The sequence below is a fragment of the Paenibacillus sp. HGH0039 genome (genome assembly GCF_000411255.1).
In the GTDB taxonomy this organism is placed as follows: Bacteria; Bacillota; Bacilli; order Paenibacillales; family NBRC-103111; genus Paenibacillus_F.
In genome coordinates this window covers 2,334,745-2,349,532 of the sequence record NZ_KE150413.1, presented here as the reverse complement: position 1 = coordinate 2,349,532, position 14,788 = coordinate 2,334,745, and the positions used below count along the sequence as shown (strand labels likewise).

25 protein-coding genes and 1 pseudogene are annotated in these 14,788 nt (G+C 35.2%); 4 read left to right on the top strand and 22 right to left on the bottom strand.

Annotation, left to right across the window (positions count from 1 at the left end; translation table 11 throughout):
* Positions 1 to 443: 443 nt before the first annotated feature.
* From HMPREF1207_RS25005 to HMPREF1207_RS24985, 6 genes are all read right to left on the bottom strand, one after another.
* On the bottom strand, positions 444 to 680 hold the full coding sequence (locus HMPREF1207_RS25005; RefSeq protein ID WP_009674109.1) for a DUF6794 domain-containing protein: 237 nt from the start codon (positions 678 to 680) through the stop codon (positions 444 to 446).
* Positions 681 to 773: 93 nt separating this feature from the next.
* Positions 774 to 1,355: an SUKH-4 family immunity protein gene (locus HMPREF1207_RS25000; protein WP_016424082.1), complete on the bottom strand. Its 582-nt coding sequence runs from the start codon at positions 1,353 to 1,355 to the stop codon at positions 774 to 776.
* Positions 1,356 to 1,572: 217 nt separating this feature from the next.
* Positions 1,573 to 1,770: a hypothetical protein gene (locus HMPREF1207_RS24995; RefSeq protein WP_009674070.1), complete on the bottom strand. Its 198-nt coding sequence runs from the start codon at positions 1,768 to 1,770 to the stop codon at positions 1,573 to 1,575.
* A 28-nt stretch (positions 1,771 to 1,798) separates the two neighbouring features.
* The gene (locus HMPREF1207_RS24990; protein ID WP_009674064.1) at positions 1,799 to 2,326 is read right to left on the bottom strand and encodes a helix-turn-helix domain-containing protein; all 528 of its coding nucleotides are present in this window, start codon (positions 2,324 to 2,326) and stop codon (positions 1,799 to 1,801) included.
* Between the two features lie 33 nt (positions 2,327 to 2,359).
* Positions 2,360 to 2,530: a hypothetical protein gene (locus HMPREF1207_RS29440; RefSeq protein WP_155977429.1), complete on the bottom strand. Its 171-nt coding sequence runs from the start codon at positions 2,528 to 2,530 to the stop codon at positions 2,360 to 2,362.
* A gap of 292 nt (positions 2,531 to 2,822) precedes the next feature.
* Positions 2,823 to 3,098, bottom strand: coding sequence for a hypothetical protein (locus HMPREF1207_RS24985; RefSeq protein WP_016424081.1), 276 nt, complete (start codon positions 3,096 to 3,098; stop codon positions 2,823 to 2,825).
* A gap of 192 nt (positions 3,099 to 3,290) precedes the next feature.
* On the opposite strand from HMPREF1207_RS24985, the gene HMPREF1207_RS24980 reads away from it, so the two are divergent.
* Complete coding sequence (locus HMPREF1207_RS24980) at positions 3,291 to 3,770, top strand: hypothetical protein (protein WP_016424080.1); 480 nt, start codon at positions 3,291 to 3,293, stop codon at positions 3,768 to 3,770.
* Between the two features lie 541 nt (positions 3,771 to 4,311).
* On the opposite strand, the gene HMPREF1207_RS24975 is transcribed toward HMPREF1207_RS24980, so the two are convergent.
* The 10 genes and pseudogenes from HMPREF1207_RS24975 to HMPREF1207_RS24935 all read right to left on the bottom strand — a co-directional run bounded on the left by HMPREF1207_RS24975 (position 4,312) and on the right by HMPREF1207_RS24935 (position 8,257).
* Entirely contained in the window at positions 4,312 to 4,491 is a 180-nt protein-coding gene (locus HMPREF1207_RS24975) for a DUF6440 family protein (protein ID WP_009674080.1), read from the bottom strand.
* Positions 4,492 to 4,620: 129 nt separating this feature from the next.
* Positions 4,621 to 5,184, bottom strand: coding sequence for a hypothetical protein (locus HMPREF1207_RS24970; protein WP_009674092.1), 564 nt, complete (start codon positions 5,182 to 5,184; stop codon positions 4,621 to 4,623).
* Positions 5,181 to 5,405, bottom strand: a complete 225-nt coding sequence (locus HMPREF1207_RS24965) for a DUF6429 family protein (protein WP_009674097.1) — start codon at positions 5,403 to 5,405, stop codon at positions 5,181 to 5,183. Before HMPREF1207_RS24965 ends, HMPREF1207_RS24970 begins: the two co-directional genes overlap by 4 nt.
* Positions 5,406 to 5,425: 20 nt before the next feature.
* On the bottom strand, positions 5,426 to 5,605 hold the full coding sequence (locus HMPREF1207_RS24960) for a hypothetical protein (protein ID WP_009674100.1): 180 nt from the start codon (positions 5,603 to 5,605) through the stop codon (positions 5,426 to 5,428).
* Between the two features lie 236 nt (positions 5,606 to 5,841).
* Complete coding sequence (locus HMPREF1207_RS24955; protein ID WP_009674069.1) at positions 5,842 to 6,030, bottom strand: hypothetical protein; 189 nt, start codon at positions 6,028 to 6,030, stop codon at positions 5,842 to 5,844.
* A 53-nt stretch (positions 6,031 to 6,083) separates the two neighbouring features.
* A complete protein-coding gene (locus tag HMPREF1207_RS24950) occupies positions 6,084 to 6,506 on the bottom strand; it encodes a hypothetical protein (RefSeq protein WP_009674110.1) in 423 nt (140 codons plus the stop codon).
* 35 nt (positions 6,507 to 6,541) lie between these two features.
* Positions 6,542 to 7,066, bottom strand: a complete 525-nt coding sequence (locus tag HMPREF1207_RS24945) for a DUF3841 domain-containing protein (protein WP_016424078.1) — start codon at positions 7,064 to 7,066, stop codon at positions 6,542 to 6,544.
* 35 nt (positions 7,067 to 7,101) lie between these two features.
* Complete coding sequence (locus HMPREF1207_RS24940) at positions 7,102 to 7,371, bottom strand: DUF7662 domain-containing protein (protein WP_036740340.1); 270 nt, start codon at positions 7,369 to 7,371, stop codon at positions 7,102 to 7,104.
* Positions 7,372 to 7,552: 181 nt separating this feature from the next.
* Entirely contained in the window at positions 7,553 to 7,684 is a 132-nt protein-coding gene (locus tag HMPREF1207_RS30620; protein ID WP_009674102.1) for a hypothetical protein, read from the bottom strand.
* 268 nt (positions 7,685 to 7,952) lie between these two features.
* Positions 7,953 to 8,257, bottom strand: a pseudogene (locus HMPREF1207_RS24935) (type II toxin-antitoxin system PemK/MazF family toxin).
* A gap of 269 nt (positions 8,258 to 8,526) precedes the next feature.
* Here HMPREF1207_RS24935 and HMPREF1207_RS28540 point away from each other — a divergent pair.
* A complete protein-coding gene (locus tag HMPREF1207_RS28540) occupies positions 8,527 to 9,003 on the top strand; it encodes an RsfA family transcription factor (RefSeq protein ID WP_016424075.1) in 477 nt (158 codons plus the stop codon).
* A 28-nt stretch (positions 9,004 to 9,031) separates the two neighbouring features.
* On the opposite strand, the gene HMPREF1207_RS30420 is transcribed toward HMPREF1207_RS28540, so the two are convergent.
* From HMPREF1207_RS30420 to HMPREF1207_RS24910, 6 genes are all read right to left on the bottom strand, one after another.
* Positions 9,032 to 9,262: a hypothetical protein gene (locus HMPREF1207_RS30420; RefSeq protein ID WP_009674094.1), complete on the bottom strand. Its 231-nt coding sequence runs from the start codon at positions 9,260 to 9,262 to the stop codon at positions 9,032 to 9,034.
* Positions 9,229 to 9,834, bottom strand: a complete 606-nt coding sequence (locus HMPREF1207_RS24925; RefSeq protein ID WP_016424074.1) for an ATP-dependent DNA ligase — start codon at positions 9,832 to 9,834, stop codon at positions 9,229 to 9,231. Before HMPREF1207_RS24925 ends, HMPREF1207_RS30420 begins: the two co-directional genes overlap by 34 nt.
* 121 nt (positions 9,835 to 9,955) lie before the next feature.
* Positions 9,956 to 10,108, bottom strand: a complete 153-nt coding sequence (locus HMPREF1207_RS30005; RefSeq protein WP_009674126.1) for a hypothetical protein — start codon at positions 10,106 to 10,108, stop codon at positions 9,956 to 9,958.
* 41 nt (positions 10,109 to 10,149) lie between these two features.
* A complete protein-coding gene (locus HMPREF1207_RS24920) occupies positions 10,150 to 10,629 on the bottom strand; it encodes a hypothetical protein (RefSeq protein ID WP_016424073.1) in 480 nt (159 codons plus the stop codon).
* Between the two features lie 46 nt (positions 10,630 to 10,675).
* Positions 10,676 to 10,960, bottom strand: a complete 285-nt coding sequence (locus tag HMPREF1207_RS24915) for a hypothetical protein (protein ID WP_036740337.1) — start codon at positions 10,958 to 10,960, stop codon at positions 10,676 to 10,678.
* Positions 10,961 to 10,967: 7 nt separating this feature from the next.
* Positions 10,968 to 11,726 carry a phage integrase N-terminal SAM-like domain-containing protein gene (locus tag HMPREF1207_RS24910; protein WP_016424072.1) on the bottom strand — a complete coding sequence of 253 codons (759 nt, stop codon included), beginning with the start codon at positions 11,724 to 11,726 and terminating at the stop codon, positions 10,968 to 10,970.
* A 162-nt stretch (positions 11,727 to 11,888) separates the two neighbouring features.
* Between HMPREF1207_RS24910 and HMPREF1207_RS30000 the strand changes: the two genes are divergently transcribed.
* Both HMPREF1207_RS30000 and HMPREF1207_RS24905 read left to right on the top strand, forming a co-directional pair.
* Complete coding sequence (locus HMPREF1207_RS30000; protein WP_138918176.1) at positions 11,889 to 12,071, top strand: hypothetical protein; 183 nt, start codon at positions 11,889 to 11,891, stop codon at positions 12,069 to 12,071.
* Positions 12,016 to 14,634, top strand: a complete 2,619-nt coding sequence (locus tag HMPREF1207_RS24905) for an RNA dependent RNA polymerase (protein WP_016424071.1) — start codon at positions 12,016 to 12,018, stop codon at positions 14,632 to 14,634. The genes HMPREF1207_RS30000 and HMPREF1207_RS24905 overlap by 56 nt, the downstream gene beginning before the upstream one ends.
* Positions 14,635 to 14,788 lie beyond the last annotated feature (154 nt).

Below are 14,788 nucleotides of genomic sequence, written 5' to 3'. Positions count from 1 at the left end.
ATTTGCGCTGCGATTCAAACGAGTGGTCGTCACTACAGAATCCTGCAGTGACCTTCTCTCCCTTTTTTATCACATAGCCTGTATAATAAAAAGCTTTCATATTGCAAACAATACAATTTTCAGTGATCAGATAAGCTGCTCCTTCCTAAAACCAAGCCTTTACTGATATTTGACGTACTCATTGACATGCTTTCTAAACTCTAATAATTATCCAAGAGAAACCAGGCTAATAATCCATAAATAAAAAACCAAGTAAACGGTCCAGATCTATTAAAACCTTTGCCCGTTGAATAATCCTCGCCGGAAAACAGCGAATAAATACCGAGGCAGAGACTTCCGAAGGATACTAACGATAAAATTATACCTATTGTAAACATCATGATAAAATCTCCGTTTTATTGTGTTCTCCTCTTGATTCGTTTGTAAAGATATTCAGAAAACAATTATCTGCTTTCATTTAACTTTCGATGGATCTCTTCTAATACCATAAAAGAAACATCGTCTCGATGAATCGGAAAGAAATTATCGGCTTCATCTAAATCGACTTCATATTTGTTTCGTATATACATCCCTAATGTGAAATGAAATTTGATGATTTCACTGCTATCAAGATGAGTTAAGGAATCTTTTGTTTCTTGATTCAGATCATTTGCAACTATATGATCAGCTGCCTCCTTCACTGATTTGAATCTCCTTCTTCGAGACATGGAGGAATCACCGACTTTCTTATGAAATCAGTTTTTTATCCATCAATATAGACTGGTCCCTAGCCGTTATAACAAGCCATCTTCCAGCTGCTCAAGCACGCAGCTCCACCAATAGTTTTCGCCTGCCAGGCTGGGCGCGTCCTTCTCTTCAAAATTAGCCCGCATGCGTGTCAACTCCGCCTTGTGGTCGAAGACCGGCCGATTCGGACGCTTAGCTAATATCTCGCCGCGTTGGAAGGCAGCAAGTCGTTCACGCATTTCCTCCGCCGTCCATATCGTCGCTTGGTCGCTTTCGGAGCGACTTACTATAAATGATCGGACGCATGATAAAAACGACATAAACAGACAGATGTCCGAGTTAACGAATCCTGTTTGCCCAGAGGCTGGGTGGTAGGTATATAGATGCCCCGAACCTTTAGCCAGCCCCAGAATTGAGCTTTCCGGCTCCCATTCGTATCCAATGGGCAACAGCTTACGTTCGCCATCATATAGAAGTCCCATATCCGTGAAAGATTGGAAGCGAACGCCCAAGACGGCATCCGCGGGATCGATAAGAGGTAGCCCTTCCTTGAGCAAGTATACCTCTAATTTCTCGGACAAATTGGCAGATCTAACGAGATCCGGATCGTAGAAGACAGCATTTTTCAAAGCTCCATTCCCTCTCCTTTTCTATAAAATCCGTGTTTTATTTCACTTCTTTATTGATCCACTTTTGAAACGTACTGATTGGTGCATCTCTCAAAAAATCGTCGTCAAATAGTGGACTCTTGAATATTTAACTGAAATAATTCGTAACTCCGTACCGAGAGCGTCTTTAAAAACTCTGCCTTCGCCAACAATCCATTCTATAAGAGTCATCTCCTCTTTACTGCTGTGTAATATACTTTACATCTTTTGCAAACATTCTTAGCAATCTTTTTAAGTCATCGTTATCTTTGGGCGGCATGTCAATCATTATTTTAGTAAATTCATCAACTTTCTCCTCGATCTGCTGATTCTTTATCGCTTTTTTCTCTCTAAGCAATTCATCAATGTGATACTTAATCTGCGACATAGTTTTCATTTAGTCATACTCCTTCTCATCAATAAAATCAGACTTTTATTTGCTCGGCCAACTCTTTAAATTTCTGTAATAATTCTCTTGAATGCTCTAGTTGTTCTTCTAAAACGCCATTGCTGCCATCGATTTTAAAATGTAGACCATTTATAATCCAATCAATCGACACACCATAGATAGAAGCAAGTTTAGATATGGTCAATAAATCGGGCTCACTGACATTGTTTTCATAACCGCTTATGGTTTTGTTGTTTATACCTGAGAGCTTGGAAACCTCTCTTTGAGATAACCCTTTAAGTTCTCTAGATTTTTTAAGTCTAAGTGATATTTCCTCTTTCTTAGGTGTCACTATTTGTCCTTCTTTTAATTGACGGTCGAACAAATAATCTAACGTAACATTGTAGAGGTCGGCTACTTTAATTATAAAGTGAAAATCAGGTTCCCTAATATCGTTCTCGTATCCTGAATATGTAGTACGAGCAATATTCAAAGTTTTTGCAAGATCGCCCTGTGATAAACTTATTGATTCTCTTAAGTATCTAAGTCTTTCGCCAATTGACATGTATTCACCTAATCTTAAAGATTATTATTATATTCACTCATCAATTGCAACCAACAACCCTACAGTTACACTAATCGTTTCACCGGTATCAAATTCTACGTAGGCTGCGTCAGTTTCTGCAGTGAATCCATCAAATTCGTACTGAAGGAAAAAGCCAGTTCCTAATCCAATATGCTTCACTCGATCTCCACGATGAAATGTCAAAAGACCAGCCCCTATGTAGTTTAAATATGCATATATATTATATTACGTTTCCAATATCTAGTATATCATATATTATTTTATGAATATAAGATACTTTTATTTTTATTTAATTTCCCAAGCTACCTCCTTAGTTACATTGTCAATAATCCTATAACCGGCAGGACAAAATAACTTTATAACTTCAAGATTCTCACTATCTTTTATTCGTTGCCAGTATTCGATTCCTGCTTTATCATCTCGTCCGTCATAGCGCTGCAGACAGTATCTCTTCACTTTGTTACCCACCTCCTTATCAAGCCGTCTGGAGTGCTTTATACTTCTCCATTGATAACTCGGTTACCTGGGCAAAGAACCATTTCTCTTCGATAGGATTCAAGTCTTGTGGTGTTATATATGTGTCGCTGTTATTGCAATAAATAGCTGTACGCCATCCATTACCTTGCGTCTTAAAAGTAAAGGTAAGATCCCCCCAAATAATATCTTTCTCATTTAGGACAAGAATTGCATCCTTTTCAGTCAAACCATCGCTTTGCTTCAGGAGAAGGTTTTTAAAATATTCATACTCCAAAAATCTTCTTTAATCATTTTAAACACCGTCCTATTAAATTTTATTAATTATTTAAATCAAGCTTATAATTTTTCGGTATGCTGTTAAATTGCAGTTTTACAATTAAATTCACTTTTCGTTTAGTATAAAAACTTCACTTCTTGGCAATAATAACTATTGAATTTATCTACTTAGTAGGAGGGATTAAAAAGTATGGATGACAAAGCAAGAAGACTCCGTGAAATTACGACAAAAGAACAGCTAACAATGCTTTTAAACGATAGGTCGGAAAATACTGAGACCTGGCTAGTACATAACTCGGTTCTTGAAAATCTTCTTGAATTAGGAACAAACAACATGAGGGAAATGAGCGAAAACGAAATAACTGAGCTTGCTCAATATTTAGGAACTAATGCAGAACAGCTTAATCGTCCCTTTATGGTGGATAGCAACCTAATTTGTCCGACATGTAGTAGAAAATTGACCTTTCTAGATTTCGTGAAGACAGCAATAGAAGGCGATCCAAAACTTCACTCTAAAGAGAGGATTGCTGATATTTTAAGTGGTCGAAATGGAAATTGGTTAACAATTGGTGGACGCAAGTTCGAAAGGACTGTGTACTGTTCGAATTGCGGTGAAGGAATAGTTTATCGTACTCACAACTATTCGAACAGAAATTACGCTTACGCATAAGAAATCAAGTTATAACCTACTCATTGGAGTGGGTTATTTTTCATGAAATCTGCTTTTTATCAGCTCAAAATAGTTCCAAATAAATAACAGTAATGTATGTTTTAGTTTCAAAATCATCAAATGGTGAACTCTAAAATGCCTCTCTGACTAATTTCTTTTCATACTCGCTAAGGCTTCTAGTTTCAAAACAATATTGAGCAAGAACCATCTTCTTATCCATCTTCATATTTTTAACTCTCCTCATTATTTCAAATGAAATTACTTATTCATTCTGAATCATGTTTTCTAATTTGTACTCAAAATCGGTAATTTCTATAACTCCTTGAATTACTGTATACCCATTTTAAAATTAGGTAGTTCACTTACTGTGGAGAAAATGCCTAATAACATTACGGATAGCACACAAATTGTCTGTGACTACAGCAATTGTTTTCAACCCCAACTAACAAGCAAAAATGCTTGAATAGGTATTGCCCATTCAAGCGGTTCTTGAATTTATATTGTTTGTCTTCTTTAATTATCCCCCATTAAATAGCCCTTACTACTTTTTAAAATTCTTATCTACCAAGGGTTTCCCTTCTTGGTCATACATAACAGTTAGCCCAAGCCCATAGCCTTCTCTTTGCGACATATACAGAATTCCTGTTTCATTATCACGAATAACTTTAATCAATTCAAATTTTCCTTGAGTATAAATAGTTTCAAAACGCTTATCATCCATTATTTCACTCTCCTTTATCATTATTATACTATTAAAATTCATTTTTTAAAATCTTACTTAGAAGCAACAAAGTTTACGAAAACAACCTTCATTTAAGATCCATCCTCCTATAAAATCGCTCTTTTATCGCTAAGTTAGGCAGGCCATAGACTTTGCAATAATTCTTTTGTCTGACTCGATCTGCTTCATCGCGAATTCCTGTTCTTCAAATTTGTTTTTAATTTCTGCAATCCTCTGTTCGACTTCCTTTTTAGTTTTCTCTGATCTTGTTTTATATAACTTTAGATTCAATTCAGCAATTTCAATATCATTATATAATTTTGTTTCTTTTAATTTCTTTAAGAGCGATTGCTCTAACTTTGTTAATCTTTTCATCTCAGAATGATACAATGCAACCAATTTGTTATGTAGTGGATTCTTTTTGTCTAGATCGGGAATGTGTCCTCTTCTGTATTCTATTACCGTCACTACTTTAGAAAGATCTTGAGAAATAATCGCACCTTTTTTACCGGAAGCGAACAAGTGACTTTTATTACCTTTTTCGCAAGTTATTTCTCCTATGTATACACCAGTCTTTATTATTGTTTTGCACATATTAACAATATCGAGCTCGTTCAAAATATTAAATCTTTCTTTTGCTCTTTCTATAGCATGAGAAGTAATCTCCAGAGCCTTTAAATTAACTTCGATCATACTTTCTCCTCCGAAGCCAAATGATATTTACTCATAATTTCAATAGCTTTATTTTTAAAATCCTCACCGATATAAATTGTTTGCCAACTATTACTTAAATCAATTAGATTTTCTTTCTTAAGCTTTCTTAGTACGTCTGTATCATAACCTCTCCAACTTTGGTGCCCATTTGCTGTTAAATGAATAAGTACTACAGTCAGGTCTTCGATTAATTGATCCACTTTTTCACCTCATAAAAGACTTATTTTATCTGCTTTACCCAAACAGTATTGTCTTCCCAAATTTCTTCTATTGAGAAAGATTCACCATCAATCAATAAAGTACTTTCAATATCGATAAATTCATCTTTTACAACTGGAATCCAATTTCCCACCTCAATATCGAACACCTTTGATCCATACGGAATACAAATTTTTTTCATCTAATACACTCTCCTTATTAAATACTTCTTTTATTTTCTTACTCGTCTAAATAAAGTTCCTCTAATTCTTTCAAAACTTCTCAACATTTCTCTGCATCTTCTTTGGATATCCCTTTATCCATAACGTTCTTTAAATAATCTCCATCTCTTTTTTTCATCATTACGTCAATATGATCTGCATTCCCGTGTAATTCAATATATTTCTGTCTTGCTTTTGGTCTGGACAATTTTTGATCTCATATAAAAGAATCCTTATATATAGATTCTACTTTATTTAATAGCTTTGCTACTTTATTCGCATACTCTTTATCATAAAAGGTCGCCACCAATAAATCCTGTATGTCATGATCATAAAAGGCACCGTCTCGTTCATACAGTTCTATCTCTCCTTTGCGTCCAATCTCTACAAAATATTTATCATCCATTCTCCCTCGCTTCAAATGAAATAATCTTTTTATCAATACACTCGCATATTTGACTATTTGTAATAGCCCATATCGACTACCCGATCATCGATCTTAGAAAAATTGCTCTTAATATATTCAATAAAACTTCCTGGAAAATAGGGATTTTTGACTGAGGTTACTTCTTCTAAAGCAAGTAAATCATAATTTTCAGCGTTCCCCTCTGACTCCATGTATTTATGGAATAGATAAAGCTCCGATTTGTTATCTCCTATAGTTTGTTCTCCTTCGAATGGCTGAACATAATCGAGAACAAAATCATCGGAACTTACCCATCCGTGACCTAGAACCCGCACATGCTTGATTTTTTCGTCAAAATGAACATTGAGATATGAAGCAATTAGATTGCAATACGTGTGACACTTCGCCGGTTTCCCTTCCTTAACTATATTTCTAAGCTCTTTATCCACTGATTTCATAAATTGAATCACATCCACTATTCGTCGCTCCCTATAAAATATTCATTTCATCATTAATATAACTTTGATTTTCGAGTTATAAAGTGTTCTACTTTTTTAACCTTATCTAGATAAATTCTGCCTGTTGTTCCCTGCAGCCACTCACCATTTCCCGTCCATTCAACATCTACATTTCTAGTAAGATCAAAAATGCGTTCCCAACTTTCTTCTTTTGTTATATTTAGTTTTCCGTTATCAAAATTCTCATCTTCTTGTTCATTATCCGAACAGAAACCATTATTCAACACTAGGTGCCATCTATCAAAATCTGAAATCAAAACATCTTTATCATCTAACTCTAAAGTTAATCTCACACATTTAGTGCCACCAATAAAATGCGCCGAGGATCTCATGTCGGGTTTTTTAACCCACAACCAAATTGGATATTCTCCAGTGTAGCTAGGAAGCCTTTTACTCATTTCTCCCATCATCCATTTATAGTGTTCTGGAAACATTGCGTGCTCTTGAGCACCTTCTAAATAACCTATTTTCCTCGCAAGCTCCCATACTGATAATGTTTGTAAACTATAAATTAACATTTTGCTGTCCTTTCCCTCAAGACTCTACGGAATCTCTATTCATCTTTTATAAAAGTTATGTATTCGCCTTGTTTGCTTTTGGTAAGATCCGTTTTCCATCCAACTTTGAGCCAGGCATCACATTGCCTACTAGTAGAAGATTTATTATTACTCCACCATGTCTTCCAGTTATCATTATACGCAGACTGAGGCAAGCCTTTTGGATCGATTCGCTTAACAAGTTCATTTAAATATGTAATCTTTATTGTTATCTGATCTTCATCATTGGACCTAAGAAAATCAGTAAAATTTTCGTATTTAGACATAGTTATCACCGCTCTCTCCTGTGTTTTCTGTATATTACCATATAGGTTAATAATTTATCTAGTAAGAGAAGTGTTGGTGTTACTATTGTGATGCTAGGCAATCTAAATAAAAGGATCATTTCATCTTAATAATCACTGTCTCCGTACATTTTGTCTCGCTGGATGTTTTCGTACAGATCCATCATCCAGTCATTAAGTTATCATCACTCATCCATGGACACTGTACGACTTTTTCTTTCTTCTTTCTAAGTACAAACATTTCATCCGACATCATTGCCGCTGCAAATCCCAGCATTGCGAACTCTTTACTCATTGTAATTCCTCCTAGTCGGATAAAAATATAGTTTCATCGTATTTTTCGTTATTTTATTATATTCTTTTATTATATTAAAGTCAATCCTTTTCGCTCAAAAAGCCTAATTAGTGTAACAACTAATTAGGCCTAGGTACCAGTAGACATTCTGGATCAATCCTTTATATTCACAGTTGCAATCCATAATGTATTATTTTATTATCAAGGAACATTAATTAAACATATCAGCACAACTTATTTTATGAGCCTGCGTAACTTTCTGCATCACTTAGCTACTCAGTTCGGCTACTTTATTAATTAGCCTTGATTTATCAACTGTTCTGACCTGCTCTAACATAACAACCGAGTCAACGAGACTCCATCTATTCCGCCTTCCAAGACTACATGTGTAGGTAGTTTAGCTTTTTGTATTTGTGATGAAATAGCTGCAACAATTACAGTTGTACCGAATTTGTTTCCCTTCTGGTTACTGATAATCACACATGGTCTAACGCCTCCCTGCTCAGAGCCCACATTTCCATCAAGCCTAACCGTCCAAACTTCCCCTCTATTCACTTCTGCTTTCTGAGTCATTTTGTTCACTTCACTATACTTCCGTTCTAATACTGCAGCCATTAATCGATCTCTCCTTTTTGATTTTTCATTATATTTTCATTTTTTATTTACCTTAGTATTATACCCCTTATTATAAAGAACAAAACTATAAAATACAATATTTAATTGTCAAATAGAAAATCGTTTAAAAAATGAAGTATTTTAGCCTTTACATAACTGGATGTGTATGGTAGTGGAATAATTTTCCGTTAAATTGGATAGAGTTAATATATACGGAGGTGGTATATTTGAGGAAAGATAATTGGACAAGCCAAGAAGATAAAACGCTGGCACACACCATACTGAAACATATTGCAAGCGGTAGCACTCAACTACAAGCGTTTGACGAGGTGTCAACAATAGTAGGTAGATCTTCGGCAGCTTGCGGCTTTAGATGGAATAGCGAATTAAGAAAGCGTTATTCAGAGGAGATCAGGAATGCTAAAACCAAAAGTATCGAATCCAAAATGAAAAGATCAAATAATGATTACTCAAAACAGCCTAAACTAGATTATGAAGAAACTTTTGGTGGACTTCTCGATAAGTTGAAATCAAAAATAATCTTACTTGAACATGAGCTAGATCAAGTTAAGACTGAAAACGCCAGATTGAAAACTGCTTTACAAGACAGTAGGCCGGATTTGGTTATGAGCGAAGATTTTAAAAACATGATAAAAATAATTGAGCGCGCAAGATCATTAGGTGTCTTGGAGAAGACAAGTTAACCCCCACCATATGGTAGGGGTCTTTTATTTAAAGCACATATTCAACAAATACTGGCGATCTCAATAGTCCTTTTTTAGTCCGATTTCTTGTTTTTATCTTAGCCTTTATAAGCGGCTCAAGATAAACAGTATTTTTGTCTTCTTTGTAAGCAATTGACTTTTTAACAGCATTGAATGCATTTTTAGCTTCTTGATTCACGCCTAACTCAATAATGCCTGTTGGCCTTAACTTCCCGTTTTCTTGAATAGATGTAAACATCCAAACTCATTCTTTTTGTAGCCAGTTATAAATACTTCCGCGTGTGTCCAATTAATTACTTTTTGCCACGCCCAGGATCTCCTGCCGATCTCATACTTTGAATTTTCGTGCTTCTGAACAATGCCTTCTGACCCATTTGTTTTTACAAGTCCGTATAAGTCGTTTGCAGAACCGACTGACCATTGAACATGTTTATAAGCCTCTGTTTCTTCAAAAGCCTTTAGAAGCAGTTCTTTACGCTTTAAAAGGGATAGACCTGTAGTATCTGTGCCACGATATCTCAATATGTCAAAGGCATAAAATGTGACAAGAGCTTTATCATTCTTTGATAAGAATCTTTTAGACAGGGCTTCAAAATCGGGCTTTCCACTGTTATCGATAACAACAACTTCGCCATCAACAATGGTGCCTTCAGGCAGCGGACAATCTAAGAGTTCTCTAAATTTATGCGAAACGTCATTACCATGTCTTGTGTATAATCTTACTCCATCATTGTTACTGACCAACAATCTAAAACCATCGAATTTAACTTCATTGCAATACAGTTTATCGTCAACGGGATTCCCACTCATTGAATTACTCACTCAGTTCAGCGAAGAAGAAAGAGATAAAATATACAGAATGCTCATTGAGTTTTCTAAGTAATCAATATACGAAATACAAATTTTATCGTGGAATAAAAAGTGGCCGCTGTTATACGGCCACACGGTTTTCTTTGGTTACATAGAAAATCTTATCTTCCTTACACATCTGAGTAAACAAATTGAATTTTTCAAAATCGTCAAAGGTGTAAGTATTAATGGCAAGTTCGTTTCTCCACTTTTCAATCGCTGTAACTGTATACATGAACTTCCCCCTCCGTCTTATGCCCATAAGCTGTTATTGTATTATTCCGAGCTCTCAGGTACAAAGTCGTTGTACAGAGCCTGGAGTCCATTTACACGCCCCCAAACCTGATCCTTCTTTGTATTCCCTCCAATGCAGTAACGACGGTAAGCGTCCCCTATTTTGTTATTCTGTGAGTACCATTGTAGAAACGTCGACACTTTTTCTTGATCGCTGTTATTCAAGAATAAGGCGACCATCGAAGGAATATTAACCTTCGTTACGAACTTGGATTTGCCCTGAAATGTTTTCTCGATGCTGTTATATGCGGAATCGAGTAATTTTAGCGTTTCATCTTCAATTTCATTTTGTTTAAAGATGGCTTCAATATCCTTTGTTGAAAAAGAAGGGAGGTCTAATTTACCTGCTATAATTATGGATTGAAGTATGCACATTTGACGATCCGACTTCTTGATACTTCCCTCCGAGAAATGCGCAACATATAGAAACTGGCTCCTTTTTAATGATTTTGTCATGCCCATAGTTCTGAACCTTTTTGGAAGCAGACACAAAGGCAAGATGCTCTTTTCAAACAGTCTTACCGTTATTCAGCCTGTAAAAAACAGTATTAACAATATTTTCTTCATCATCATTCTCATCGAATTCCAAAACCCTAAAAGTAATCATGAAACTGTTTATTGCATCCTGAACATCTTCCGGAAGCTCAGAAAACCTCAATCCAGAAATATCGTGCGTTTCGCCAGTGGATTCGAGTGTCACCGGTTCCAGTTTTGTCAATGCTAGTTCATCTTTTTTAAAAGTGTAGAAAATTGTTAGCCTTTGCTGACCATCAATTACATCATATACATTCACTTGTTTTTCATCTATTACTTTGAAAGTTTGAATAGCATACACATCCGGAACAAACAAAGTTAAGGCCGAATTTCCCTTGTCTTTTGGCTCTATGGATATCACCGGTGGTCTCCAGCTCCCAATTGATCGCCACTGTTTTCAAACTGTGAAAAACGATATTTCTATACTCTGGTATTCCGAGCTGTTTCCTAATTTTTTTCATCATTGCTGAAATAGTCTTAGGGGTGATGTGAAAAAATTTGTTATCATTGTACCTCTCTGTTAAAGACAGTAGCGCACCTTCCCTTATCGAAGTTGTATATGCAAGTCTAATTAATACGGATTTTTCAAGACCTTTATCCTGGCTTAAAGCAAGTTCGGCAAAAAATCGAGCTTCTTCTAAAGTTAGCTTTCCGTAACTTTGGCTATCTGCTGGCAAAAAATCTAACCTCAGTATATTGCTTTTAATGGGGTAATCGTTTCTTTCAAGATGCTCGAAGAGACTCAATACCGCGGCCATGTAAGCATTAACAGTAGTTTTTTTGTTGTATTGATCAATAAGATACTTCTGGTAACGAATCATATCAACATTCCTAAAATGCAGATCCTCACGTTTTAAATCTTTAATATTTTTATTTTTCATATACATGAAAAATTTTCTAATACCTCTTTCGTAATTTTGCGCCGTGCTGGCGTTTTGTATTCCATGCCTTGATAAAAAAGCTTGAATATCTTCATATACCGAGTCGTGTTGCAAACTCACAATATTGTATGTTGCTTTATTCATCCTAATCATCTCCCTTCGTCTTTACTAACAATTTATCATTATTTAGTAAGGAGCGTCAACCATATAATTATATATTGCATTCTTTTGTTTTATATGATACCTTTGTTTTAATTAGTTTGCTAAGAGCAAATTATAAAATGATAATTGGAGGTATGCAATTTAGTGCGTATGATTGGAGCTTCTTTTGCTAGTTGGCAAGATGATTATTATGATGGGGTTGAAAATGGAGAGTCTGAATGTCGTGATTTAGAACTTGAGATGCATATCGAATATATGAACGATACTTCGGATGATTATTTACTGGCACTTAAAAGGCAAGGAGGTAAAAACAATCAGTCTAGATAAACAAATTTATCTATATAGTGTAGATACAAGCGCTTTTTATGACGAATTCGAATACAAAATACATAAAAAACTAAATAAATATTATATTTTAAAAAAATGTGTAAAGAACACTCACAATACTGTAAAAAAAGATCAAGCAAAGAGAATACTGAGTAAGATCGGTATTAGAATAAAAAAATATAAACTTCTCCTCGAAGAGAAATTGAACGAAAACACTAATGCTCGCAAATTACGCGAAGACCAACTTATTGCAAGTAAACTTGTCACCGCTTTCGAATCAACTCTTACCCGGACAATAAATGCTAAGATAAATTGTATCTGTGACGATCTAATAATTGTACGGACCTATTATCTTAAAGTACTTGAAAATCTAATAACACAAGGATTTATATTTAAAAATGAAAAGTATGTTTATTTAACAGCATCAGCAGGTCAGATACGCACTAAAAAGACAGTATTTATCAAGGAGAGTTTAATACAAAAACACCGTGACACATTGACATGTGGCTTAACAGTTGAAAAAATAAATGGTCTCGGTGGTGTTAACATAAATAAGTACCTTGCCTATCTTGCGCTATGCTTCAGTGCTTCAGATCCCTGGAAAGACTTTAACATTGATAAATCAATTGTAGTTGATGACATGGAGACTACAGTTAGAAGCTTGGTTGACTTTGTTGATGATAAGACTTATCAGATTACGCGGCAAGAAATGGATATACCAATTAATCATACCGATGGTTGCGGAATGGTTCTGCCTAGAAAAAATAAAAAAAGCATGATGGTTCGGCTTCCCTGGATTAAGGGGCTACTTGTCCCTTTCCCTTTTGATAAATTCATTAGAGAAAAAAGTAAAAATTCAAAAGTAAAAGACATTTACGGCAAGGAATACGATATTTTAAAAGACCGAATTGAGGTCATTTTTACAAAGAGTCAATTCAAGATGTGGAAATACTATTCTTCGTGGGATGAATACAAAGCGTTCTATAAACTTCACAATTGTCATGCAAGCAAGTGTAGCGAAGAAGATGCCGTTTTTAGAAAAGCTAAACTTAATTATCAAATGTTGCAGACGCTTACCGACTTTTCTCATGACGAATTAATGTCTGTAAGTGCAAAGACAATTGAGAAAATAACAAATATAGGCAGAGACCGCGATACCATGCTTAGTATTCTTGGGGTAAAAGAGAGCAATAAAAACAAGGATTATTTCCAACAAGCGCTGGAGTTATATCCCGAATTACTTAACGATACATATAGCAGAGAAGTTCTAAAACAGGTTAAGAAAAGCATCGTCAAAGAAGCCAAATCAGGAAAAATTGACGTAGAAGGTTACTACACATTTATATCTCCAGATCTTTATGCATTCTGCGAGTATCTATTTCTAAATGACTTAACACCCGCGGGATTGCTTGATAATGGCCAAGTTTACTGTAGTTTGTTTAAGGAATATTCTACTCTCGATTGTCTTAGGAGCCCTCATTTATATCGAGAGCATGCAGTGCGTCAGAATATTGTCGATAAAGAAAAAAGTCGATGGTTTGTTACTAAGGGACTCTACACTAGCTGCCATGACCCCATAAGTAAACTGCTTCAGTTCGATGTGGATGGTGATAAAAGCCTTGTCTGCGCAGACAGCGTTATCATTGATGTAGCCGAGAGGAACATGAAAGACATTGTTCCATTGTATTACAATATGTCCAAAGCTGAAGCTCAAATGATAAGCGATGCCGAGGTTTATAAAGGCTTATCAGCCGCTTATACCGGCGGCAACATTGGCTTGTACAGCAACAACATTACTAAGATATGGAACAGCGAAAATCCTAATTTGGACGTAATTAAGCTACTCTGTTGTGAAAATAATTTTGTGATTGATTATGCAAAAACACTATATAAACCAACAAGGCCTGACAGTAAGGCAAAACTAATTAAAGGATACACTAAGGCTAAAAATCCTAACTTCTTTATTTATGCAAAAGATAAATCTAAAGATAGTGTAGAAAATACCAACACTAGTGTAGTGAATAGATTACAAAAATTGATTCCTAATCCACGACTGAATTTTCGAGCTGCAAACTTAGGCCAATTTACTTACAAAATGCTTTTAAGCGACACAAACAAATACATAGATATATCGAAAGAAAGTAATTTAATTGAGAAATTTAATAAGCTAGACCTAAAACGAAGATTCTTTTCTCTCGTTGATGAAGAGGATCTGTACAGCAGTTCCTTTAGGTACAAAGAGATCAGAGATATCCTAGTCGATTTTAACTCAAATATTAATTATGTAGTGGATGTATTGATTGAGTATTTATATATGTATAAAAAAAGCAGTTTCAAAACAACGCTGTGGAGCAGTTTTGGTGATGTCATTGTTGAAAACATCAAAAGAAACGTGACTAATCCTTTAAAAGGTGGCTATATTCAGTGTAATGTTTGTGGGGATAGAACTTTAGAAACAAGCAACCGAAAAAAATATTGCGACCGTTGCTGGAAAGAGGAGCAAAAAAGAATAAAAAGAGAAAGTTGGCACAAGCATAAAAGTAAATATAGAAAAACCTGCTAGAATTTTAGAAAGAAGCTGTAACCCTTGCTGTGCTTGGGTTTGCGTTGACTATTATAGTATAAATATAAAAATAAATAATATATACCCATATTGTCTTACTTAAATCATTTTTAGTTAAATCGCTTAATCGTATTAAAGGGAGATGTATATCAAC